Below are 23,783 nucleotides of genomic sequence, written 5' to 3'. Positions count from 1 at the left end.
CCGCAACCGCATGGAACGTCGGGCAGCGAGCAAGGGTGCCAGCGTCGCGAACACGCGTCGCGCGGTCGCCAACTGCTCGTCACCGGTTTCCGCTACAGGAGCGGATCGATCACCTTCGACGTCTCTGTTGGGAGGCTCGTGCGAGCACGCGGACGACGTGGTGGTGTGGGTTGAATCGTGGTTTGGGCAGGGTTCCCCTCGGAGGTGCCAGTCATGGACAGCCTTCGTGTTGTCTGGTGTGAAGTCTCCAGCGGCTACTGGGGGTTTCGGTTTATTGGTTCTGTTGGGCCGATCTCGGTTCCCGAGGCGGGTGCGATCCCTTACAGGCGGATCGCACCCACACCGACCGTCGCCGGTCGGTCGGAGGGGTCAGGCGGGTTTCTGGTCGGCGACCACCTCCAATCGCGGTCCTACGACAGGGAATCCGAACTCCACTGCGCGGGCGATGATCCGGTCGACGGTGGATCGCCGCCAGGTCGCCCCCGTCCGGGTCGACATCGCGGTGGCGACGGCGTTCGCGTTCATCCCCGTCGCGGCGAACTCCAGAATCTCGACGATCTCGGTGACCGATTTCTCACTACGCCCGGTCGCCACCAACTTTCCTGCGATCCGCGCCAGGTCCTCACCGAGAACCGCCGCACCAGAGTCGTGACCCGGATCATCCGTTTCGGCACGATCAGAGGGCAGATAGGCGACCACATCCTCGGACCCGCCTCCAACGTGCTGCATCAGGCGACCGGCACTCCGATGCTGGGTGTACGCAGGCGAAGGATCGTTGGTCGCGGCATCGTGCGTGGTGCTGTCAGTGGTGGCGACTGCCTCGATGAGTTCGGCGTAGCGAGCGGTCAGCCACGCGTGTAGCCACATCAATACCACCACCATGACCGGCGCGACCGCGTATTCCGCTGCTCTACCGAAGCTGCCTTGAATGAGGTGTGGACCGCAGTTCAATCCGACAGTGCCGGTCAGCAGCGCCGCTTCGAATAACACGATCTTGGCGCGATCGACGCGTTGCCCGAGCCGGGCCGCGGTCGCGGCCTGGGCCATGATCTCCAGGATCGGCACCGAGATCATGGCCTCGATCCCGAACGACAACGCCCACAACAGCCACCACGTCGGCCCCGGTGTCACGTCGGCGGGTGTCAGGTTGCGGCCGACGTTGACCGCCGACCACAGCAACCCGACCCCCATCACACACCGCAACAACAATGAGGAGCGCCTTGCCCGGTGATGCAAGGCCCCGACCAACGCGTCCGGGTTCGTCGCTCGCGCACGATCTGCCCGAGCGTTCGCCAACCATCGCAGCTGGCGCGCGTCCTGCTGCCGCAACCGGCGGGCCGACCGCTGTTGTCGCGCTTGTTCGGCCAGCTCGCCACGCACCGAACGCTTGCGCTGGCGCCGCCGCTGGGCACGCTCCCATCGGGCTAACCCTTGCTCGGCCTCGATCTCGGCGACCGTCATCGCCTGGTACAGCTCTGAGACTTCCTGCAGGGGGACGCAATTTCGGGCCACCTCGACCGATCGTCCGAGGGTCGCGGGATCGGCGAGTTGGTGGCTGGGTGATGTCGACTTCGGTGTCATGGATCCTGCCTCGGGCCGGAGGGGAGGTAATTGGGGTCGGCGCCGGATGCGGCCGCGCACGGATGCGGTTCACCGGTGAGCTCGGCAAGGGCTCGCGCGACTTCGGGCAGACCAGCGCGGGTATAGAGCAGGGTCGTGGCACCACCGGGGTTGTCGGTGTGCCCGGCATAGGCCTTGGCGACCGGAACTCCGAAACGCCGCTCCACCCAGGTCAAGGTCGTATGCCGTAGCCAGTGAATGGAGATCTGGTGTGCCGCCACCCAGGGGACCGCGGCGCCGATGCGCTGGAACATCAGGTGGTACTGGCGGTTGTTGACCGGATCGCCGTTGCGGTAACGGAGCAGACGTGCCTCGGCTTCGGCGGTGATGACCTTCCCATTGCGAGCACGATGTCCGACCGACCTGTCGTGCGGCTTTCGCCTGCGATGATGTTGCTGAAGTGCTTCCATCAAGGTCGGCGAGATCGGTTGCCACCTGGTGATGCCTCCCTTCTCTCTGAGATGGATGAGGCAGTTGGCGGGATCGAGATCGACCTCCCGCAAATCCACCACGCCCGCGCGGCGGCACGCCGTCTCGGTGTGCAGGCGAAGGATGAGGGTGTCCAACTCCGGGTCTTCACCGGATTCCGCCGCTGCCCGGTTGATCTCGACGAGTTGATCTCGCGACAGCGCGCGACGGCGTGACGGGGGCAAGCTGGGCATCGCCAGCTTCTTCCCAGGGTTGTCCTCTGACCGGATATAGCCGTCATCGACCGCGAACTCGTACAACTTGCGCAGCGCCGAGATCACCCCTCTGGCCGTGCCCTTGCCACCGACGTCATTGCGTCTCACCTGGCGCATCTCGACGATCTCGGCGATCAGGGTCTTGAACTCGGTCGGTGTGGGCTCGTCGATCCGCCTGTCCGGCCACGCCTCGGCGACCCTGCGCAGAAACGACTGATACTGCACAACAGTGAGAGTCGCGGGCATCGCGGCCAGGACACGGGGAACGTAGTCCGCGAACGTGGGCACGGTCGGGCGCGACTTGTTGTGTGCCAACAGGGTCTGCATCTGGTCCAGTAGCAGTCTGGCGGCGTCGAGGTCATCGGCGGAGGGCGTTGGGGTCACGATTGCCCCGATTCCGCATGGTTGTCCTCACACGCCTCACCGACCAGACGATCAACCGCCCGCAGCGGCAGCACCGTCATAGCCATCTGTTGTGTATCGGCGACCAGAAGAACTTGGTCGCCGGCCGCGATCGCGAGAGCTCGTCGCGTACGTGCCGCAAGTCGAAGATCTCGATCGGAGGTAATTCGATTCTTGCCCGACTCGCAGACCGTGAGCCGCACACCGCCGCCAGCGCTCATCCCACACAGACGTAGGCCAGCGCACCAACCGAGCGCCGCGACGACCGATTTGTCGATCACGCGACCGTTCCGGTCGACGCGCCGCAGCCCATAGGTCCATCGATTCTCACGAGGCGGAGTCGGATAGACCAACTCGACCAAGGGGAACGCTGCGTGCGCGGACGACTCGAACCTCGAACCCCTATCGATCGAGGCGGTCGCGTCGGGAGTCAACGGCGTGATGATATCGGCGTTCACCGGGCGCCTCCCAGACTTGCGCCGAGCGGCTCAGCGGGAGGTGTGGGAGGTGCGGCAGTGTCAGTCGGGTTTTGGGACACCGGGGAGGAAGCGTATTCGCTGCAAATGTGTGTCAGAAAACTTGTTCTAATTTGCAACACGTTCCAGTTCGGTGCGATTCGGCTCGTGACGCCGCGCTCGGCCTCGAACCTCGGCGGTCTCGTCCGCTATATTGAGCCCAAACCGTAGCGGCCCAGCCGATTCGGCAGGGGAGCGAACGGGTCACGACGAAGTTCATGACATAGCTGTTCACGACGATTTTTTGGGGGGCAACTCGATGAGTGATCTCTCGGTAGAGACTGAAGCGGTCCGGGCGTTCGCCGCCACGAACGCGGGCATCGCCGACGATCTCGCGGGGGCGGGCGCTTTCGACGCGGTGCGTAATGTTGCCGCGTTGGCTCCGGTGTTCGGACTGATCGGCGTCGACTATCTGGCGATGTTCGCCGCGGCTCAGGTGCTGCAGGCCAAGGACATCAATGATCTGTCGGCCAAGTACGCCAAGCTTTCGGAGTCGGCGTTCAGCGCCGCCGCTGCCTACGACGCCACCGACTCGTTCAACGCGGGCGCGCTCGGTTCCATCGCCGACCAGATCGGGGGCGCGGTATGAGACCACTGGACAGCGGCGTCATCGCGCCCGAGGGGCCGGTCGTCGAGCACGCGGCCGAGCAAAACGTCGCCATCGGCCAGCAGACCGTGCTGGACGCGTTGCAGAACTCGCCCGCCCAGGCGGTGCTCGACCTGCCGCTGCCCCAGCTGCCCGACGACATGCCGCCCATCGAACCACCCGCGTTCGTATTGTCGCGCAAGATTTCCGAGGACCAGCACACGCTCGGCGCCGTTCCAGCGGGACTGCCCGGCCTGAATGGCGCGGCAGGGCCGGGCGCTCAGGATATTCCCGGCGTTCCGCATGAGGTCTCCGCTCTGCTGGGCGACACGGGCGCCGCGATCAACCACGCCGCGGCCCCGGTGGTCGAGGGCGTGCTCAGTGGCGGGCTCACCGACGCGCCGACCGCCGTCGCGGCCGCGGTGAATCAGGCCGCGGCCGCGCTGCCGCCGCTGCCCGCCGACCCGGTCGCCGCGCTGATGCAGGGTGTCGCGCTGCCCGGATTGCCGGGCGTGGACATGCTCATGAAGCCGATCCTCGATCTGCTCGGCAGCTTCGGCACCGGCGTGGTCGGCGCGCTCGACCCGACCGCGATCCTCAGCCAGTCCTCCAAGGTCATCGAGATGGCCATGCAGGTGGGCAAGGGCAGCATGGCCACCGTCGACCAGCTGTGGCAGAGCCAGGCCGCCCGCAACGCGCAGGTCACGAGCCAGCAGGCGAATGTCGAGGGCCACGAGACCAGTCAGCGCGGCATCGACATCTCCGAGCTCACCCAACGCGCCGCCGCGGTAGTGCAGCAGGGCAACGCGCAGCTGCTCGGCATCGCGTCGTCGTTCGCCACCCAGGCGACCGCGCTGGCGCCGGTGATCCTGACCCCGCCCGCGCAGGCGACGCTGATCGCCTCGGCCACCGAGCACCTCGGTCACGCCATGGGCGTCGTCAATGCCACCCGCGGTGACCTGGCGGGGAAGACCGCCGAGCTCAGCGGCATGGTGCAGCAGTTGGTCGCGCCAGGTGGCGGGCCTGCGCCGCAGGAGCTGGCGCAGGCCGTGGCGCAGACCGTCGGCCAGCCGATCCTGGAGCAGGCGCAGTCGACCGCGACGGACACGGCCACGAAGGCCGCGGGCCTGGACTCGTACGCACCAGGTACACCGTCGACCACACCGTCATCGGTGCACACGCCGCACAGCCCGAGTGCCAACCACGGCGTGCCGAGCGGTTTCCCCGGCAGCCCCGGTCGGCCGGGAACCCCCTCGGTGCCCAAGCCCACCGGCCTGCCCGGCAGCGCGGCCCCGCCGATCCGGCCGATCGCGGGTGCGCCCTTCGGCCCGGGCGCACCCGGCACGACCCCCTCCGGTGCCAACAGCTTCATGGGCAGCCCTGCCGCCGGGGCGGGGCAGCGGGGCAGTGACGAGGAGCATTCGCGCACCGTGCAGCCCTATCTGAGTCCGACCGGCAATGACGACCTCACCGGTTCGCTGGGAGAGTCCACGCCGGACGTTATCGGCGCGACGCACTCCGACGAGATCATCAGCTCCAACTACGAGCAGGACCAGTTCTAGCCCCACACGGGCTTACCGGCAACCCGGCTCGAACGGCAGTAACCGCTCGGGCCGCACCGCGGGTATCAGTTGTCCTGGACGAATGCATCGAGCAGCTTCTTGTAGAGGTCGGCAAATCGTTTTCGACCGGCCTGCTGCTCGGCGCCGAGGCCGTCGGTGGCCTGGGGCGCGTAGACGATCAGATGCACGTCCGCATTCGGCGGCTGCGACATGTAGTCGATGATCTGGCTGCCCTGGTCGGTGGCCCTCGGCACACCGAGATCCACGGCGGCGAGCGACCTGGTCTCGGCCAGCGCCGCAGTCAGCACCTCGGGCGGAACGTGCCCGTTGATCCGCTTCGGCGGGACATCCGGTGTGCGATCGGCGGCGACAGCGTCGGGGATCTTGACGGCCTTGCCGTCGGAGAAGATTTCCAGTTGCGGGCGCAGATCCATCCGGCTCTGCCAGCCGTCCGGAATGGTGGTCAGGGTGAACAGCACCAGCGGCTCGGCGGCCGGAGGCAGCGCGCTGGGCTGCGGTGGCGGGGCGGACGCGGCGGTGCCTGAGCCCACCGCGAGCGCCAGCATCGCAACCAGCAGGGCCACTGTGGTACTTCGCATCAATCCCATCTCCCAGTTGCCGTTTTCACCTGTGGCACAGGCGAACTACCCGTCGATCATGACAGCAAAGCTGTGGTGCCGATCGAATCCGTGTCACCGCAAGGCGGACGGATTGTTCAGGTCCTGGGCCGAATAGGTGTCACAGGCGCGCACCTCGCCGGTCCTGTAGCCGGTGAGGAACCACTTCTGCCGCTGCTCGGACGAACCGTGAGTCCACGCTTCGGGATTCACCCTGCCCTGCGCCGCGCGCTGGATGCGGTCGTCGCCGACCGCCGACGCTGCCGAGAGCGCATCACGGACATCGTTGTCCGACAGCGGTTTCAGGAACGGTTGGCCGCCGCCGGGTGCGGGGAGCTCATCCGCGAAGTGCGCCCAGATGCCCGCGTAGCAGTCGGCCTGCAATTCGGTGCGCACCGCGCCGGACTCCGGGCCGCGCGGATCCAGCTGTGCGCGGCCGATATCGCCGAGCTGGTTCTGGATGTGATGGCCGATCTCGTGCGCCACCACATATTCCTGCGCGAGCGGACCACCGCTGGAACCGAAACGGTCCACCAACTCTTGGAAGAAGCTCGTGTCGAAATAGGCGGTCTGGTCGGCCGGGCAGTAGAACGGACCGACCGCGCTGGTGGCGTTGCCGCAGCCGGTCGAGATGGCGCCGGAGAACAGCACGACCTTCGGGCGCATGTACCGCTTGCCGGTCTGCTTGGGGAGCTCGGTGGACCAGACGGCGTCCAGGCTCTGCGCTGTGAGCGCCACTCTGCAGTCGACGTACTTGTTGGCGTCCGCGCCGGTCTTGCAGTGGCTCGGTGTGCCCGCCGTGCCAGGTTGCGTCTGGATCTGGTCCTGTGCTCCGGTGAAGTTGCCGAGGATCGAGCCGGGGTCACCGCCCATCAGAAGGGACAACACCAGCACGATCAGTCCGCCCGCGCCGCCGCCCAACGCGATCTTGCCGCCCATTCCGGGGCCTCCGCCGGACGAAACTCGATCAGGGTCGATCTGCATGCCCTCGTTGAAGGTCATCGTTGTCGCTTTCTCGTCGTCCGTAGCCCTCGGTCACACACTCGCCCGATACAGCTTGGCACGGGGGTGGTGATATCGGTTTCCACTCGGCGAATGTGTCTCACTACGATGGACCCGCACCTGGTCACATCGCGCCGGTGCCGGATTCGTCGAAAGGAACCCTGTGCTGCGCACCCACTTGGCTGGTTCGCTGCGAAGCGAGCATGCCGGTCAGACCGTCACCCTCACCGGCTGGGTGGCCCGGCGGCGTGACCACGGCGGGGTGATCTTCATCGATCTGCGCGATGCGTCCGGGGTCGCCCAGGCGGTGTTCCGCGAGGGGGAACCCGCCGCGCAGGCACACCGGCTGCGCGCCGAGTACTGCGTGCGTGTCACCGGCACCGTGGAACCGCGCCCGGATGGCAACGAGAACCCGGAGCTGCCCACCGGCACCATCGAGGTGAACGTCACCGAACTCGAGGTGCTGAACGAGAGTGCCCCACTGCCGTTCCAACTGGACGAGCAGCCCGGTGAGGAGGCGCGTCTCAAGCACCGCTACCTGGATCTGCGCCGCGAGGGTCCGGCGCATGCCATCCGGCTGCGGTCGAAGGTCAACGCGGCTGCGCGCGAGGTGCTGGCCCGCCACGAGTTCGTCGAGGTGGAGACGCCGACGATGACCCGCTCCACCCCGGAGGGCGCACGCGACTTCCTGGTACCCGCCCGCTTGCAGCCGGGCAGCTTCTACGCGCTGCCGCAGAGCCCGCAGTTGTTCAAGCAGCTGCTCATGGTCGGTGGCATCGAGCGGTATTACCAGATCGCGCGCTGCTACCGCGATGAGGACTTCCGCGCCGACCGTCAGCCCGAGTTCACCCAGCTCGATATCGAGATGAGCTTCGTGCGCCAGGACGACGTGATTCTGCTGGCCGAGGAGATCCTCGTCGCGCTGTGGAAGCTGGTCGGCTACGAGATCCCGACGCCGATCCCGCACATGACCTACGCGGAGGCCATGCGCCGCTTCGGTTCCGACAAGCCGGATCTTCGCTTCGGTGTCGAAATCACCGAGTGCACCGAGTATTTCAAGGACACCCCGTTCCGGGTGTTCCAGGCGCCCTACGTCGGCGCGGTGGTCATGCCTGGCGGCGCCGGCCAGCCGCGGCGCCAGCTCGACGCCTGGCAGGAGTGGGCCAAGCAGCGTGGCGCCAAGGGGCTGGCGTATGTCCTGGTGAACGAGGATGGCACGCTCGGAGGACCGGTGGCCAAGAACCTCAGCGACGCCGAGCGCGAGGGCCTGGCCAAGCATGTCGGCGCGGTGCCGGGTGACTGCGTGTTCTTCGCGGCCGGTGCGGCGAAGGCACAACGCGGTCTGCTCGGTGCGGCGCGCGGCGAGATCGCCCGCAAGGTCGGACTGGTCGACGAGGACGCCTGGTCGTTCGTGTGGATCGTGGACGCCCCGCTGTTCGAGCCGACCGCCGAGGCGACCGCGAGCGGCGATGTGGCGGTGGGCCATTCCGCGTGGACCGCGGTACACCACGCGTTCACCTCACCGAAGCCGGAGTCGCTGGACACCTTCGACACCGACCCGGATTCGGCGCTGGCCTACGCCTACGACATCGTCTGCAATGGCAACGAGATCGGCGGCGGCTCGATCCGTATTCACCGCCGCGATGTGCAGGAACGCGTCTTCAAGGTAATGGGCATCAGCCACGAAGAGGCGCAGGACAAGTTCGGGTTCCTGTTGGACGCCTTCGCTTTCGGCGCCCCGCCGCACGGCGGCATCGCCTTCGGCTGGGACCGGGTCACCGCGCTGCTTGCCGGACAGGACTCGATCCGCGAGGTCATCGCGTTCCCGAAGACCGGCGGCGGCGTAGATCCGCTGACCGACGCGCCCGCGCCGATCACCGCGCAGCAGCGCAAGGAGGCGGGCCTGGACGCCGAGCCGGAGCCGAAGAAGGGCGAGGACGCGAAAGCCGCGAAGCCCGCGCGATAGCGGTCGCGCCCGCGCGACAGTATGGTCTGGACGGCATCGCTACCGGCCCGGCGTAGCCGACCACGAGGGGATTCGCGGTTGCCGCGATCATCGTGCTCGAGTTCCGGCCCCGCCGGGCAGCGAGGCCGGGCCGGTCGAACGGCTCGAGCGCTGGATCGGGATGCGGTCACTGATCAATGAAGTGATCGTCGGTTCACCGCGCGGAAACTGTGCCTCCGGTGAGCGTGCGGTAGGCGTAGGTTACCGCGAGGGCGGCGACCGGGCCTGCGACCAGCAGCCCGAGACCGCACAGCAGCAGCCCGAGGAAGGTCACCACGAGCACCGCGAGCGCGAGCAGGAGCACCGGCCAGATGTTGGCGACTACCAGCGTGAAGCTGGACTTCAGCGCCTCGAACGGTCCCTGGTCCTGGTCGACGACGTAGTGCAGCGAGAACATGCACAGTAAGCCGGCGACAAATCCGGGGACGAAGCAGATCGCGGAGCCGACGAAGGTCAGCAGGAATGCCAGCAGCGCGGTGAGCAGGACGTTGCCCGCGTTCACGAAGCGGAAGAATGAGCCGAAAGACGGTGGCGTGCCGTCGGTCTCGTACAGCGCACCGCGGACCATCGCGGCTTGCAGCAGCCACACACCGGCCAGCACCGCGAGGAAGATGAGTAGCAGCGGCAGCAGCGTCGTCGGATCGGTGAGTTGCACGACGAGCACGAACGCCAGATAGATGACGAGGCCCACGGCGGTCACGCCGACCCACGGCCCCGGGTTGGCACGGAACTTCGCCAAGCCGTAGCTGAGAGCCCGGCCCACATCGAGCGTACCGGGGGCCGTGGTGACCTGCTGGTAGCCGTAGACCGGTTGCTGCGGCGGCACGGCGCCGGGCGGTGGAATCATGCCAGGCTGCGCATATTCAGGACCGGTGCCTTGCGTGCCATAGGTGGGGTACGGCTGGGATGCCACAGGAGGGGCCGGCTCCAGCGGTTCGCTGCCGTAGTGCGCCGCGCCCGGCCCCTCGAACTGCGGATATCCGGCCGAGCCCGCCATCTCGTGGCGGGCGTGGCCGGTTGCGGGACCCGGCGAGTTCGGGTTCGTGCCGGCGTGCTGTCCCGGCCGCGCCACGAAGCGCTCGTCGTTCGGGTCGGGGGCGCCGCCAGCTGATTCCTTCGATGCGGGAGGCGGTGTTTCGGCCATGCGTAGACCTTTCGACTCAACTGGTTTGCGGTGTGGCGCAGAGCAGTTGACGATGACAAAACCGGACGGGTCCAATCGTGTCAAGCAATGAGCGGCCGTTCCGCGACCTCGGCACGGACACGCCGGACGACGCGGAAAGGTTGTGCAACCGCTCGCTAGAAGTGACCTGATGCGAGTAGCTTGAGAGGCGATGACCGCACTATTGGCCGAACGCGCCACCGAAGTCGTGTCCGCAGCGCAACAGTTGCTCACAAAGCGAATGGGTGCTCCGGTAAAGCTGAGCGATCCGATCGAACTCAGCGGTAGTGGTAGGACAACCGTCCTACGTGTGCGTGTAGCCGAGAACGCTTTCTCGTTGCCGCGAACCTTGATCGTCAAGCAGGTCCGCGGAGCCGCGCGGGATCGTCGGACCGGCGGCCTGGCTCCCGGTGTTGTCAGCATCGATTCCGCGTTCCTGCGCGAGGCCGTCTCCTATCAATTCACCACCGCCCTGAGCCGGGAGCACCGGCCGGGCGCGTATCTGATCGCGCACAGCCTGCCGGAGCGGTTGCTGATCCTCAGCGATCTCGGCGAAAACTCCCTGCTCACCGCCGTGCTGCGGTCCGGAGCCGAGCCCGCCACCCGCAACGCGCTGATGGCGTTCGCGCAGGCGCTCGGCCGGATGCATGCCGCCACCGTCGGGCGCGAAGCCGACTTCGTCGCGCTGCTGCGCCGGGTCGATGTGGTGCACCGGGTCGACGGCATCGCGCAGCAGGCCGAGTCGGCGATCTCGGAGGTGCCTGGACTGCTGCAGCGCGAGCTGGGCATCGAGGTGCCCGGCGAGATCGCCGAGCGTATCGTGCGCGGCAACCGGCTGTTTTCCGCGGGGCGATTCCGCGGGTTCAGTCCATCGGACCTGTGCCCGGATAATGTGATCTTGAACGAGGAGGGCGCGCGCTTCCTCGACTACGAGTGGGGTGGGTTCCGCGACGCCACCCTGGACATCGCCTATGCGCTGGTGTCGTTCCCCGGCTGCCTGTGCGATGTGGAGCTCTCGCGGGAACGCGCCCAGCAGATGGTGGAGGCATGGCGTTCCGAGGTGGTGGGCGTGTGGCCCGCGCTGGCCGACGACGACCTGCTCGCCGAGCGGATCCTCGAAGCTCGCCTGATCTGGGTGTGGCTGTCCACCTTCTGGTTCCTGCCCGCAGACCATGCGCGCATCGCGTCCGCACGCGAGCACGGACTTTCGGTGCCGCGCTCGTCAGCGCTGATCAACCGCTGGGCCGCGCTTGCCGAAGACGCGCGGTGTACGGGCGACGACATCGTCGGCGATTTCGCCGAGGATGTGTCGGCAATGCTGGAAGAGCGCTGGTCCGAATAGGTTTGAGCCACATGCAAGTCATCCGGTGAGGCGGGCTACCGGATGTGAGCTTTTGACGTTGTTCTCGGTGAGCAACAGCGCCGACTGGTATTTCCGGCGACAAGCCGGGCACATAAGAGTCGCTGTATCAGCCCGGCCGCAGGGAGGTCGCTTGTGCAGCGGAAGAAGGGGGGTGTCGGATGGGCGACCTATTGCTCGTTTTCCTTCCGATCGTGATCATCGTCGGTGTGCTCGGGGTCGCGGCTGCCCGCCGGATCAGGGCTCGCCGCCGTGCCGAGGACGACCCGACCACGCGTGCCCGCGCGGCTGGGGTTCGGCTGACCAGACAGGTCCGCGCCAGCCAATGGCGGAACCGGCCCTACGACAAGACCGAATACACCGGCGGCGGCGGTGGGGGGTGCGGGGGCGGCTCTGAATGACGGGTCAGATCAGCGGGCCCTGCGGCTCCGTCCGGCTCCGTGCGGACCTGAAGCCCCAGATAGCCCGAAACAGGCGATCGCGGTCGGCGGTGTAGCCATCCCACCGGTCACTGTTCACCGACAATCAGCCTGCGGAAGGCCCGGGATATCGCGTGTTCCGCCGGTTACGGTGGGACAAGACCGGGTGTGGTGGCGGCGGAGGAACAGCGCGCCGCGCTGTCGGTGCGGCTCGGTAACGTTCTTTCCGTGAGCGATGGCTTGTTCGATGTACCCGGTGACGCGGTCCCCGTGGAGCACACAATCGACAACGTGGTGCGCAGGGACGCGGGTGCGCCGTTGGCGGTGCGGATGCGGCCCACCTCGCTGAACGAAGTGGTCGGGCAGCAGCATCTTCTCGGCCCCGGCTCCCCGCTGCGCAGGCTGATCGAGGGCTCAGGGGCGGCGTCGGTGCTGCTGTACGGCCCGCCCGGCACGGGTAAGACGACCCTCGCGGCGCTCATCTCGCACGCGACCGGCCGTCGCTTCGAGGCGCTCTCGGCGCTGTCGGCCGGGGTGAAGGAGGTACGGGCTGTCATCGATGTGGCGCGGCGCAGGCTGTCGGCCGGTGCGCAGACCGTGCTGTTCATCGACGAGGTGCATCGATTCTCCAAAACGCAGCAGGACGCCCTGCTCGCCGCTGTGGAGAACCGCATCGTCCTGCTGGTCGGCGCGACAACGGAGAATCCGTCGTTCTCAGTGGTGTCGCCGTTGCTGTCGCGCTCACTGGTGTTGCAGCTACAATCGCTCACCGACGCCGACGTCCGGCAGCTGCTCACCCGCGCGATCGCCGACTCGCGCGGCCTCGACGGCGCGTACACCGTCACCGACGCGGCGCTCGACCACATCATCCGGATCGCGGGCGGAGACGCCCGCCGCGCGCTCACCGCACTGGAAGCCTCGGCCGAATCCTCGCTGGACGGCGCAGTCGATGTCGACCTTGTCGAGGCCAGCGTCGACAAGGCGGCCGTACGCTACGACCGGGCAGGCGACCAGCATTACGACGTGATCAGCGCGTTCATCAAGTCCATCCGAGGCTCGGATGCCGACGCCGCGCTGCATTACCTGGCCCGCATGTTGAGTGCGGGGGAGGACCCGCGCTTCATCGCCCGCAGACTGATGATCCACGCCAGCGAGGACATCGGCATGGCCGATCCGATGGCGCTGCAGACGGCGACGGCCGCCGCGCAGGTGGTGCAGCTGGTCGGGCTGCCCGAGGCGCGGCTGGCACTGGCACAGGCCACGATCCATCTGGCCACCGCGCCGAAGTCCGGCGCGGTGGTGGCCGCGATCGGCGCGGCCATGGCCGACGTCGCGGCGGGCAAGGCCGGAGCCGTCCCGCCGCATCTGCGCGACGGACACTACGCGGGCGCGGCCGCGCTCGGTAACGCCCAGGGTTATCGATACCCGCACGACAACAAGGACGGCGTGCTCGCTCAGCAGTACCCGCCCGACGATTTGGTCGGCGTGGACTACTACCACCCCACCGACCACGGCCACGAACGCGAGGTCGGACCCCGCGTACAGAAACTCCGCCATATCGTCCGAGGGACTTGAGGGCCGGGTTCGCTGCTCTCTCGCAGCAACGCGAGACCCCGGTCGATGAATAATCACGTGCGCAGCACCGGTAGGCTGGATTTCTGTGCAGACCCACGAGATCCGCCGGCGTTTTCTGGACCATTTCCTTCGGGCCGGCCACACCGAGGTGCCGAGCGCCTCGCTGATCCTGGCCGACCCGAACCTGCTGTTCGTCAACGCGGGCATGGTTCAGTTCAAGCCGTACTTCCTGGGTCAGGAGGCGCCGCCCTACCCGCGGGCGACGAGCGTGCAGAAATGCGTCCGCACCGGCGACATCGAGGAGGTCGGTGTCACCACGCGGCACAACACGTTCTTCCAGATGGCGGGGAACTTCTCCTTTGGTGACTACTTCAAGGAGGGGGCGATCACCCTCGCCTGGGAGCTGATCAGCAAGCCCCAGGACGAAGGCGGGTACGGGTTCGATCCCGAACGGATCTGGGTGACCGTGTACCAGGACGACCCCGAGGCGGCCGAGATCTGGCGCCGGGTCGCGAGCATCCCCGCGGAGCGGATCCAGTTCCGCGACGGCAAGGACAATTACTGGGACATGGGCGTGCCTGGCCCGGGCGGTCCGTGCTCGGAGATCTACTACGACCGCGGTCCGGAGCACGGCCGCGATGGTGGGCCGGTCGCCGACGAGGACCGCTACCTCGAGATCTGGAATCTCGTATTCATGCAGGACATCCGTGGCGAGCTGAGTCCGAAGCTGGGCCATCCGCCGGTCGGGACACTGCCGAAGAAGAACATCGACACCGGTATGGGTGTCGAGCGGATCGCATTGCTGCTGCAAGGCGTGGACAATGTCTACGAGACAGATTTGCTGCGCCCGATCATCGACAAGGCAGAGGAGCTGACCGGTCGCTCCTACGGTGTGCAGCACGAGGACGACGTGCGCTTCCGCGTGATCGCCGACCACGCCCGCACTGCCGCCATGTTGATCGCCGACGGTGTGAACCCGGGCAACGACGGCCGCGGCTACGTGCTGCGCCGCCTGCTTCGCCGCATCGTGCGTTCGGCCCGCCTGCTCGGCGCCGAGAAACCGGTGATGGGCGAGTTCATGAAGGTCGTCAGCGATCTCATGACCCCGTCCTATCCGGAGCTGTCCACCGACTTCCGCCGTATCGAGACCGTCGCGGTCGGTGAGGAGACGGCGTTCCTGAAGACGCTGAATACCGGCTCTACGCTGTTCGAGAACACCGCGACCGCGGTGAAGGCGGGGGGCGGTGCGACGATCGCCGGGTCGGACGCCTTCACTTTGCACGATACCTACGGCTTCCCGATCGATCTGACCCTGGAGATGGCCGCCGAGGCCGGTCTCTCGGTCGACGAGGAGGGCTTCCGCTCGCTCATGGCCGAGCAGCGCAAGCGCGCGAAGGAGGACGCACAGTCCCGCAAGCACGCCCACGCCGACCTGACCGTCTACAAGGAACTCGTCGATCGCGGCGCTACCGAGTTCACCGGATTCGACGAGCTGACCTCCGAGGCCACGGTGCTGGCCCTGATCTCCGACGGCGTGCGGGTGCCGACCGCGACCGCGGGCCAGGACGTCGAGGTGATCCTGGAACGCAGCCCCCTCTACGCCGAATCCGGCGGCCAGATCGCCGACCGCGGCAGCATCACCGCGTCCGGCCTGAAGGTGCGCGTCAACGACGTGCAGAAGATCGCCAAGAAGCTTTGGGTGCATAAAACCACGGTCGAGCAGGGCCAGATCACCGAGGGCGACGTGGTGCTCGCCCAGGCCGACCCGGCCTGGCGGCGCGGCGCCACCCAGGGGCACTCCGGCACGCACATGGTGCACGCCGCCTTGCGCCAAGTGCTCGGCCCGAACGCGGTACAGGCGGGCTCGCTGAACAAGCCGGGCTACCTGCGCTTCGACTTCAACTGGCAGGGCCAGCTGTCCGAGCATCAGAAGGCCGACATCGAGGCCGTATCCAACGACGCGGTCGGCTCGGACTTCCCGGTCAACACCTTCGTCACCGACCTGCCGAAGGCCAAGCAGATGGGCGCCCTGGCGCTGTTCGGCGAGAATTACGGCAGCGAGGTCCGCGTCGTCGAGATCGGCGGCCCGTTCTCGATGGAGCTCTGCGGTGGCACGCACGTGCAGCATTCCTCGCAGATCGGTCCGATCACGGTGCTCGGCGAGTCGTCGGTCGGCTCCGGTGTGCGGCGCGTCGAGGCGTTCGTCGGCCTGGACTCCTACAAGTACCTGGCTAAGGAGCGAGCGCTGCTGGCTGGTGTCGCGTCGTCGCTGAAGGTGCCCTCGGAGGAGGTGCCTGCCCGCGTCGAGCAGCTGGTCGAGCGGCTCAAGGTGGCCGAGAAGGAGCTCGAGCGGGCCAGGACGGCCGCCGTGCTGTCCGCGGCCGGCAAGTTCGTCCAGGAGGCCGAGCGGATCGGCCGCCTGCTGCTGGTCGCCGTCGCCGCGCCCGAGGGCGTGCCGGCCGGTGATCTGCGGACACTGGCCACCGATATCCGTGGCCGGTTCGGCACCGAACCCGCCGTGGTGGTGCTGCTCGGCAACGCCGACGGCAAGGTGCCGTTCGTGGTGGCCGTGAACAAGCCCGCCCAGGAACTCGGCGTCAAGTCCGGTGATCTTGTCGGCAGCTTCGGCCCCAGCATCGCGGGCCGCGGCGGTGGCAAGCCGGAGATGGCGCAGGGTGCCGGTTCGGATCCGTCCGGCATTCCAGCGGGCCTGGCCGCGGTCCGCGCTCGGGTGGCCGAACTGGCCGGGTGATGGACGACGCCGAAAGTCCGGAGCGAGCGGCGCCACGCGGCTCCGACCGGCCGCATCCTGACACCGATCCTGGGCGGGGGAGGCGGATCGGCGTCGATGTCGGCACCGTCCGCATCGGGGTCGCCGCCTGCGATCCCGACGGCATCCTCGCCACGCCGGTGGAGACCGTGCCGCGCGCGAAACAGAATCAGCGTACTTCCGGGGCGGCTCCCGATATCGGCAGAATTGCCGAAATTGTGCGGGAGTACGAGGCTGTCGAGGTCGTCGTAGGATTGCCGCGAACATTGCGCGGGGAGAAGGGCACTGCCGCTACGCTGGCCATCGCATTCGCTGAGCGATTGCGGGCTGCTGTCGCCCCGGTGCCTGTCCGGCTTTCCGACGAACGTTTGACTACGGTGTCAGCTGCACGTGCATTGCGGGACAGTGGAGTTCGCGCGCGTGGCCAGCGGCAGGTGATCGATCAGGCGGCGGCCGTGTCGATCCTGCAAGGATGGTTGGACGAACGGAGTGCGGTGTTGAGGTCGGTGGAAGCGGGACGTCCTGTGTCGTCCGGGGACGATGCATGACGGATCGGTGGGCGCGGGCCGAGGAACTGTTCAGACAGCGTGAAGCTGATCGGCGTTACCGCAGAGACGACCGGGCCTGGGATGAATACGACGAATACGACGACGGAGACGCGCCCGCGCACCGTCCCGTCGTCGGCCCCGACTACGACGATTACGACGATGACACCACTGTCATCCCCCGCTACGTCGATGACGACGACGAGCCGCCACCGCCGGGCCCGCGAACCGGAAACCAACGTCCGCGCGTGAGCCGTCAAGAGGCGCGCCGCCCGAAGCGGGCGCAGCGGGAGCGCCCCACACGCTTGCAGCGCGGCAAGCGCTCTCGGGCCGCTTCGCGCAAGGCGGCTGAGCGCAAGCGGCGGCGCAGGACTCTGTGGATCATCGCTGGTGTCTTCGTGCTGCTGTTCACCGGCGCCGCGGTGTTCGCGGGAATGAAACTGATCGGCAGCATGGCCGGCCCGGAAGATTTCGCGGGTCCGGCGGGCCCGCTCGTGGTGGTGCAGGTGCAGCCGGGCGACACGTCCCAGCAGATCGCCTCGACCATGGTCGAGCGCGGCGTCGTCGCCAGCACGGGCGCATTCTTTCAGGCGGCGGTGCGCAACTCGAACATGAGCGCCGTGCAACCCGGTTACTACGCGATACCCAGCCGCAGCCCCGCCGCGCAGGCGGTGACTGCCCTGATCAACAAGTCCTCGCGGGTCGGCAACTTGGTGGTATCCGAGGGGCGTCAGCTGCACGACCAGCAGGACGTGAATACCGGATCGCGCAAGGAAGGCATCTACCGCAAGATCGCGGACGCCAGCTGCGTCGGAACGGGGCCAACCCAGAAGTGCGTGACTTATGACCAGCTCGACGCCGCGGGCGCGGGCGTGAACCTGGCCGCGCTCGGGGTGCCGCGCTGGGCCGAGCAGGTCGTGCGCAACGTCCCCGACCGCGGCAGGCAGCTCGAGGGCCTGATCGCGGCGGGCACCTGGGATTTCGATCCGAGTGGGACGCCCGAGCAAATCCTCGCGCAGCTGGTGACCGCCAGTGCGCGCAGTTACGAGGGCACCGGGCTGCTGCAGTCGGGCGCCGAGACCAAGCTGAACCCGTACCAGACGCTGATCGGGGCCTCGCTGGTCGAGCGGGAAGCGCTGCCGCAGGACATGTCCAAGGTGGCGCGCGTGATCGTGAACCGGTTGCGGGTCGATCAGCCGCTGCAGTTCGATTCGACGGTGAACTACACCCTGGACCGCACCGAGGTCGCGACCACCGACACCGACCGGGCCCAGCACAACCCATGGAATACCTACGCGATGCCCGGCCTGCCCGCCACGCCGATCTCGGCGCCATCGCTGAATGCGCTACGCGCTATGGAGAATCCGGAGCCGGGGCCGTGGCTGTATTTTGTCACCGTCGACAAGCAGGGCACCACCCTGTTCACGGACGGCTACCAGGAGCACCTCCGCAACATCGAGAAGGCAAGGCAGAGCGGAATTCTGGACAGTGGCCGGTAATCGCAAGGCGGCGGTGCTCGGCAAGCCGATAGCGCACTCCCGGTCCCCGCAGCTGCATCTGGCCGCCTATCGCGCGCTCGGATTGGACTGGACCTATGAACGCATCGAGTGCTCGGCCGAGCAGCTGCCGAGTGTCGTCGACGGGCTGGGGCCAGAGTGGGTCGGGCTCTCGGTGACGATGCCGGGCAAGGAGGCCGCCCTGGCCTATGCGAGTGAGCGCACCGATCGGGCCGTGCTGGTCGGGTCGGCCAACACGCTGGTTCGTACCGAGAGCGGCTGGCGGGCGGACTGCACCGACGTGGACGGGGTGTTCGGCGCGCTGCGCGGCGGAGGGGTTACCGAGCTGGCCGAAGGCGTAGTGCTCGGCGCGGGCGGTACCGCGCGGCCCGCGCTGCTGGCGATGGCTGAGCTGGGCGCGAAGGCGGTCACCGTGATCGCCCGGGACGCTGGGCGGGCCGTCGGCGCACTGGAGCTCGCGGACCGGCTCGGGATGGCCGCAGCCCTGGTCGGCTTCGACGCCGACGCCATCGGTGCGGCCTGCGCGTCCGCGGGCGCCGTGGTGAGCACCATTCCCGCGACCGCCGCTGCGGCCGTCGCGGACCAGGTGGCATCGGCCCCCGTGGTGCTCGACGCGATCTACGACCCGTGGCCGACCGCACTGGCCGAGGCCGTCGAGCGCGCAGGGCACACCGTGGTCAGCGGACTGCAGATGCTGCTGAACCAAGCCTATGGGCAGGTCGCGCAGTTCACCGGACAACCGGCACCGCGCGCGGAGATGGCCGCCGCGCTGGCGGGCCAGGCACAATGACGGAGAACTGATACGAGTTCTAGTTTCGATCCGGGTAGCTCGAGGTTATGGTGGTCGGCATGAATGGTTGGGTGGTGCGGGCCGCCGTGCTCGGCGCGCTGGTGGTCGTCCTGCGTACCGTGCTCGGGTTTGCGATGGTGAATTGGCCCACGCACGGCGCATGGATGCGCATCCTATGCCTGATCGTGCTGGTCGCAGCCATCGTGTTCTGGGGTCTGTTGGATGGCCGCGCGGACCGTTCCGCCGGATCGGACCCGGATCGCGGCTCCGATCTGACCCTGCTCTGGCTGAAAGCAGCTGTCGTGGGCGGCGTCGGCAGCGGGTTGGTCGCCTGGATCCTGGACTGGCTGCCGCGGTTCGATCTCGGTGACAACGGCCTGCTCTTCGAACTCACCGCGGGCGCGTCCTTCATCGTCCTGCTGATCTTCGTGCCCGCGCTGATCGGTGTCGGCATCGGCCGGATCCTGGCCGAACGGCGGGGCGCCAAGCGGCCCACACCGCCGCACGCGCACGCCATCGCGCTCTGACCCCACAAACGGCACGCCCCGGTTCAGGACCGCGTCGTTCGCGTATCCGGGCCCCACGCACCGGTCGGCCGCGCCACCCGCGCGGGCCTGTGGGCCGTGCGCGTGCAGCGGTCGGCGTGGTTGGGGATCACTTCAGGTCGAGCGCAGCGCGTCGTTCGCGGTGGCATGGCCGCGCTAGAGCAGAATCGCGCCGCCGCTCGGGCTGTCCTCGCGGGCGATCGCCGAGTACGCGGCGGCCAGCAGGGCCGGGTCCGGTCCCTCCAGGCGGCCGGGCTTGGCGAGGCCGTCGAGCACGACGAACCGCAGCACGCCCGACCGGGTCTTCTTGTCGGTCTGCATGGCGTCGAGCAGTTGGGGAAGGGCATCGGCATCATAGCTGGTCGGCAGCCCCACGGCGGTCAGGATCGCGCGGTGCCGGTCGGCGGTGGCGTCGTCGAGACGGCCCGCGAGGCGGCCTAGCTCGGCGGCGAACACCAGCCCCACGGAGACCGCGGCGCCGTGCCGCCAGCGGTAGCGCTCCCGCCGCTCGATCGCATGGCCGAGGGTATGGCCGTAGTTGAGGATCTCGCGAAGGGCGGCCTCCTTCAGATCGGCGGCGACGACATCGGCCTTCACCTGGATCGCGCGGCGGATCAGCTCAGGAAGCACCTCGCCGGTCGGGTCGAGCGCGGCCGCCGGGTCGCGCTCCACCAAGTCGAGGATCACCGGGTCGGCGATGAAACCGGCCTTGATGATCTCGGCCATACCCGCCACGATCTCGTTGGGCGGCACTGTTTCCAGCGTGGCCAGGTCGACCAGCACGGCCGCAGGCTCGTGGAAGCAGCCGACCAGGTTCTTGCCCGCCTCGGTGTTGATGCCGGTCTTGCCGCCGACGGCCGCGTCGACCATGGCCAGCAACGTGGTCGGGACGTGCACGATCCGCACCCCGCGCATCCAGGTGGCGGCGACGAAGCCGGCCAGGTCGGTCGCCGCGCCGCCGCCGAGGCTGACCACGACGTCGTTGCGGGTCAGGCCGATGCGCCCGAGCACCTCCCAGCAGAACCCGGCGACGGGCAGGTCCTTGCCCGCTTCGGCGTCCGGGATTTCGATGCGATGTGCGTCCATGCCGTTGTCGGCCAAGGCCTTCCGCACTGCCTCAGCGGTTTCGGTGAGCGGCGGCTGGTGGAAGATCGCCACGGTCCGCACGCCCGTGGTCGCTCCGCGGACCGACTCGACGAGTTCGTCGAGCAACCCGCGGCCGATGATCACCGGGTACGGGTCGGCGGTCCGGACTTCGAGACGACTCGGCTCTGTCACGTGGCTTGCTCCGATTCTGTTGCTGTCGCTGACTGTTGCGGTGTCCGTGCGCGGGCGCGCCGCGCGCGGGCGCGCCTGGTTCGGCCGCTGGACGCCGAGGTGTCCCCGGATCCGGCCACGCCCGCGGCGGCGGGCTCGCTCGCGGTGCCCCTTCGGGCGCGGCGCGGCCGGAGGGGCGCACCGGATTCCGGCGTAGGAGCTGCCCCGACGTCGGTGCTCTCACTCGGATCGGCGGCCCTGCGTTGCGCGGCCGCCCGGGCTCTGGCGCGCCGCCGGGCCCGCGATCGGCTGCTGCCCTGCGGAATGCCGGTGCGGTGCTGCTCAGGATCCGGCTCGGCCGTGGTCGGCTCGACTGGTTCCATGCCGAGTTTGGTCATGATCATCCGTACGACGCGACTCGGGCTGCGGCTGTCGGTGCGTACCCGCACGGTCGCCACCTCACGATAGAGCGGGCGGCGGGTGCGCATCAGCTGACGGTACTTCGCGGCGGCGTCCGCGCCGTTGAGCAGCGGTCGCTGCGTGCTCGCCCCGGTGCGCCGAAGCCCTTCGGCCACACTGATTTCCAAGTAGACGACGGTGCGATTGCGCAGCAGCGCCCTCGTGTTCGCGGACAGCACGGCGCCGCCGCCGAGCGAGACGACCCCGCGTTGGGCCAGGATAGCGCGGCGCACCACCCCCTCCTCGATCCTGCGGAACTCGGGTTCACCGTCCTCGGCGAAGATCTCCGGGATCGTGCGACCGGTTTCGCGCTCGATCCCGGCGTCGGTGTCGTACAGCTCGACACCGAGTTCCCTGGCGAGTTTGCGGCCGATCGTGGATTTCCCCGCCCCCGGAGGTCCGACCAGCACCACGCGCGGGGTGCGCGGGTCGGTCTGCACGATCATTGCGGCCGACTGTCCGCTGACACGTGGGGACGGGTGTTGATGCGCTTGACGTAGCTGGTGATGTTCTCGAGGGTTTCGGTGAGCGAGTCGCCGCCGAACTTCTCCAGCGCGGCCTGCGCGACGACCAGCGCCACCATCGATTCGGCGACCACGCCCGCGGCGGGTACGGCGCACACGTCGGAGCGCTGGTGGATGGCGACGGCTTCCTCGCCCGTGGTCATGTCGACGGTGGACAGTGCGCGCGGCACGGTGGAGATCGGCTTCATCGCGGCACGCACGCGCAACGCCTCGCCGTTGGTCATACCGCCCTCGAGCCCACCAGCGCGGTTGGTGGAGCGCAGCACGCCGTCGGGGCCGGGCCGCATCTCGTCGTGCGCCTGGCTGCCGCGCCGGCGCGCGGTCTCGAAGCCGTCGCCCACCTCGACGCCCTTGATGGCCTGGATGCCCATGAGCGCGGCGGCGAGCCGCGAGTCCAGACGGTTCTCGCCGCTGGTGAACGAGCCGAGGCCCACCGGGAGGCCCTCGACAACCACCTCGACCACACCGCCGAGGGTGTCGCCATCCTTCTTGGCCGCTTCGATCTCGGCGATCATCGCCGCCTCGGCGTCCTTGTCGAACGCGCGCACCGGGCTCTCATCGACCGCGGCGAGGTCGGCGGCAGTTGGCACGATGCTGGTGGTGTTCCGCGCCGCGCCGATGGAGACCACATGCGAGACGACCGCCACGCCGAACGCCTGGCGCAAGAAGTTGCGCGCGATGGTGCCCGCCGCGACGCGCGCGGCGGTCTCCCGTGCGCTGGCGCGCTCGAGGACGTTGCGGGCGTCGTCGAAGTTGTACTTGAGCATGCCGGAGTAGTCGGCATGCCCGGGGCGGGGCCGGGTCAGCGGAGCGTTGCGGGCCAGGTCGGCGAGTTCGGTCGGATCGACCGGGTCGGCGGACATCACTGTGGTCCACTTCGGCCATTCGGAGTTGGCGATCTCGATGGCTACTGGGCCGCCCATGGTGCGTCCGTGCCGCACGCCGCCGAGGACGGTGACCTTGTCGGCCTCGAACTTCATCCGCGCGCCGCGCCCGTACCCGAGCCTGCGGCGTGCCAGTTGCTCGGAGATCTCGTCGGACGTCACCTCGACGCCGGCCACCATCCCGTCGAGGATCGTGACGAGAGCGGGACCATGGGATTCTCCGGCAGTTATCCAGCGCAGCACGCTGTTCATCTTCCCATGTCGACGCGGGTGCTTCGGAACGTGGCCCGCCGACGGCGGGCACTGCTGCCACACCTGAGGCATCGGCCATCGCCGGCCCACGACAGATCATGAGCCGCCGCCGCAGCGCACGTTGTCCACCGCGCTCGAAATCGTCGGTGAAAGATCGAAAACTCGACATTTGGACAACCCCGACCTGGAATCTGCGAGGCCAAATTTCGATCATGAATCGCGATCAGAAATACAACTCGTCGAAATCCGGCAGCAACGAACCAGCATCGACGTAAGCTTACGTCTATGTCGGCTGATGTCGACCCTGGCCGTACACGGCTGCTGGTGGCGGAAGATCACCCCATGGTGGTGATGGCGTTGGACTCCGCCTTCGAACTCGTCGACGACATCGAGGTCATCGAAATAGCGAGGTCGGTCGAGGACGCGATCGGTGCTGCGAGCCGATACCAGCCACACGTCACTCTGCTCGACCGTCGGTTGCCCGATGGAGACGGGATCGATGCGATCGGGCGGCTGCACACGGTGTCTCCGGAGACCAGGGTGTTGATTTTCACCGGGGATGCGAACCGGGCCATGGTGGACCGGGTGATCGCGGCGGGTGGTGCCGGCCTGGTGCTCAAGACCGGGATGTTCGACGACCTGCTGGACGCCATCCGGCGGGTCGCCGCCGGCCAGGATTGCTTCGAGGTCGACCTCGGACATTGACCGGCTGGACAGGCGAAGTGAGGCAGG

General features: G+C 68.1%; 21 protein-coding genes. 12 read left to right on the top strand and 9 right to left on the bottom strand.

Features of this window, described 5'->3' with window-relative positions; translation table 11 throughout:
• Positions 1 to 369 precede the first annotated feature (369 nt).
• The 3 genes from OH799_RS11250 to OH799_RS11240 are packed head-to-tail and all read right to left on the bottom strand — an operon-like array spanning position 370 to position 3,163.
• Complete coding sequence (locus tag OH799_RS11250) at positions 370 to 1,581, bottom strand: hypothetical protein (protein WP_406278951.1); 1,212 nt, start codon at positions 1,579 to 1,581, stop codon at positions 370 to 372.
• Positions 1,578 to 2,687: a tyrosine-type recombinase/integrase gene (locus OH799_RS11245; RefSeq protein WP_406278948.1), complete on the bottom strand. Its 1,110-nt coding sequence runs from the start codon at positions 2,685 to 2,687 to the stop codon at positions 1,578 to 1,580. The genes OH799_RS11250 and OH799_RS11245 overlap by 4 nt, the downstream gene beginning before the upstream one ends.
• A complete protein-coding gene (locus tag OH799_RS11240; protein WP_406278945.1) occupies positions 2,684 to 3,163 on the bottom strand; it encodes a hypothetical protein in 480 nt (159 codons plus the stop codon). The genes OH799_RS11245 and OH799_RS11240 overlap by 4 nt, the downstream gene beginning before the upstream one ends.
• Before the next feature lie 316 nt (positions 3,164 to 3,479).
• Between OH799_RS11240 and OH799_RS11235 the strand changes: the two genes are divergently transcribed.
• On the top strand, positions 3,480 to 3,809 hold the full coding sequence (locus tag OH799_RS11235; RefSeq protein ID WP_406278942.1) for a type VII secretion target: 330 nt from the start codon (positions 3,480 to 3,482) through the stop codon (positions 3,807 to 3,809).
• Positions 3,806 to 5,368 (top strand): hypothetical protein, encoded by a 1,563-nt coding sequence (locus OH799_RS11230; protein WP_406278939.1) that lies wholly within the window; start codon positions 3,806 to 3,808, stop codon positions 5,366 to 5,368. The genes OH799_RS11235 and OH799_RS11230 overlap by 4 nt, the downstream gene beginning before the upstream one ends.
• A gap of 65 nt (positions 5,369 to 5,433) precedes the next feature.
• Here the strand turns inward: OH799_RS11230 and OH799_RS11225 are convergent, their stop codons facing one another.
• Both OH799_RS11225 and OH799_RS11220 read right to left on the bottom strand, forming a co-directional pair.
• The gene (locus OH799_RS11225; protein ID WP_406278936.1) at positions 5,434 to 5,967 is read right to left on the bottom strand and encodes a hypothetical protein; all 534 of its coding nucleotides are present in this window, start codon (positions 5,965 to 5,967) and stop codon (positions 5,434 to 5,436) included.
• Positions 5,968 to 6,060: 93 nt separating this feature from the next.
• Positions 6,061 to 6,987 carry a neutral zinc metallopeptidase gene (locus tag OH799_RS11220; protein ID WP_406278933.1) on the bottom strand — a complete coding sequence of 309 codons (927 nt, stop codon included), beginning with the start codon at positions 6,985 to 6,987 and terminating at the stop codon, positions 6,061 to 6,063.
• A 163-nt stretch (positions 6,988 to 7,150) separates the two neighbouring features.
• Between OH799_RS11220 and aspS the strand changes: the two genes are divergently transcribed.
• The gene (gene aspS / locus OH799_RS11215; protein WP_406278930.1) at positions 7,151 to 8,953 is read left to right on the top strand and encodes an aspartate--tRNA ligase; all 1,803 of its coding nucleotides are present in this window, start codon (positions 7,151 to 7,153) and stop codon (positions 8,951 to 8,953) included.
• A 193-nt stretch (positions 8,954 to 9,146) separates the two neighbouring features.
• Here the strand turns inward: aspS and OH799_RS11210 are convergent, their stop codons facing one another.
• A complete protein-coding gene (locus OH799_RS11210; RefSeq protein ID WP_406278927.1) occupies positions 9,147 to 10,136 on the bottom strand; it encodes a hypothetical protein in 990 nt (329 codons plus the stop codon).
• A 190-nt stretch (positions 10,137 to 10,326) separates the two neighbouring features.
• Here OH799_RS11210 and OH799_RS11205 point away from each other — a divergent pair, with 190 nt between their 5' ends.
• The 8 genes from OH799_RS11205 to OH799_RS11170 all read left to right on the top strand — a co-directional run bounded on the left by OH799_RS11205 (position 10,327) and on the right by OH799_RS11170 (position 19,657).
• Entirely contained in the window at positions 10,327 to 11,496 is a 1,170-nt protein-coding gene (locus OH799_RS11205) for a phosphotransferase family protein (RefSeq protein WP_406278924.1), read from the top strand.
• Positions 11,497 to 11,675: 179 nt separating this feature from the next.
• Positions 11,676 to 11,915 carry a hypothetical protein gene (locus OH799_RS11200; RefSeq protein ID WP_406278921.1) on the top strand — a complete coding sequence of 80 codons (240 nt, stop codon included), beginning with the start codon at positions 11,676 to 11,678 and terminating at the stop codon, positions 11,913 to 11,915.
• A gap of 246 nt (positions 11,916 to 12,161) precedes the next feature.
• On the top strand, positions 12,162 to 13,508 hold the full coding sequence (locus tag OH799_RS11195) for a replication-associated recombination protein A (RefSeq protein WP_406278918.1): 1,347 nt from the start codon (positions 12,162 to 12,164) through the stop codon (positions 13,506 to 13,508).
• Positions 13,509 to 13,593: 85 nt separating this feature from the next.
• Positions 13,594 to 16,260 carry an alanine--tRNA ligase gene (gene alaS / locus OH799_RS11190; protein ID WP_406278915.1) on the top strand — a complete coding sequence of 889 codons (2,667 nt, stop codon included), beginning with the start codon at positions 13,594 to 13,596 and terminating at the stop codon, positions 16,258 to 16,260.
• Positions 16,260 to 16,826 carry a Holliday junction resolvase RuvX gene (gene ruvX / locus OH799_RS11185; protein WP_406282000.1) on the top strand — a complete coding sequence of 189 codons (567 nt, stop codon included), beginning with the start codon at positions 16,260 to 16,262 and terminating at the stop codon, positions 16,824 to 16,826. The genes alaS and ruvX overlap by 1 nt, the downstream gene beginning before the upstream one ends.
• On the top strand, positions 16,823 to 18,322 hold the full coding sequence (gene mltG / locus OH799_RS11180; protein WP_406278912.1) for an endolytic transglycosylase MltG: 1,500 nt from the start codon (positions 16,823 to 16,825) through the stop codon (positions 18,320 to 18,322). Before ruvX ends, mltG begins: the two co-directional genes overlap by 4 nt.
• Positions 18,312 to 19,130 (top strand): shikimate dehydrogenase, encoded by an 819-nt coding sequence (locus OH799_RS11175; RefSeq protein WP_406278909.1) that lies wholly within the window; start codon positions 18,312 to 18,314, stop codon positions 19,128 to 19,130. The genes mltG and OH799_RS11175 overlap by 11 nt, the downstream gene beginning before the upstream one ends.
• A 59-nt stretch (positions 19,131 to 19,189) precedes the next feature.
• Positions 19,190 to 19,657 carry a B-4DMT family transporter gene (locus OH799_RS11170; RefSeq protein WP_406278906.1) on the top strand — a complete coding sequence of 156 codons (468 nt, stop codon included), beginning with the start codon at positions 19,190 to 19,192 and terminating at the stop codon, positions 19,655 to 19,657.
• Positions 19,658 to 19,831: 174 nt separating this feature from the next.
• Here the strand turns inward: OH799_RS11170 and aroB are convergent, their stop codons facing one another.
• Genes aroB through aroC form a run of 3 tightly spaced genes read right to left on the bottom strand, consistent with a single transcriptional unit; the run spans position 19,832 to position 23,042 of the window.
• Positions 19,832 to 20,953 carry a 3-dehydroquinate synthase gene (gene aroB, locus OH799_RS11165; protein WP_406278903.1) on the bottom strand — a complete coding sequence of 374 codons (1,122 nt, stop codon included), beginning with the start codon at positions 20,951 to 20,953 and terminating at the stop codon, positions 19,832 to 19,834.
• Entirely contained in the window at positions 20,950 to 21,837 is an 888-nt protein-coding gene (locus OH799_RS11160; RefSeq protein ID WP_406278900.1) for a shikimate kinase, read from the bottom strand. The genes aroB and OH799_RS11160 overlap by 4 nt, the downstream gene beginning before the upstream one ends.
• Positions 21,834 to 23,042, bottom strand: coding sequence for a chorismate synthase (aroC, locus tag OH799_RS11155; RefSeq protein WP_406281997.1), 1,209 nt, complete (start codon positions 23,040 to 23,042; stop codon positions 21,834 to 21,836). The genes OH799_RS11160 and aroC overlap by 4 nt, the downstream gene beginning before the upstream one ends.
• A gap of 294 nt (positions 23,043 to 23,336) precedes the next feature.
• Between aroC and OH799_RS11150 the strand changes: the two genes are divergently transcribed.
• A complete protein-coding gene (locus OH799_RS11150; RefSeq protein WP_406278897.1) occupies positions 23,337 to 23,756 on the top strand; it encodes a response regulator transcription factor in 420 nt (139 codons plus the stop codon).
• The last annotated feature ends 27 nt before the right edge of the window (positions 23,757 to 23,783 follow it).

The sequence above is a fragment of the Nocardia sp. NBC_00881 genome, assembly GCF_045207455.1.
GTDB lineage: Bacteria > Actinomycetota > Actinomycetes > Mycobacteriales > Mycobacteriaceae > Nocardia.
Note: the sequence above shows the minus strand (reverse complement) of the source record. Positions and strands in the feature narration are given on the sequence as shown.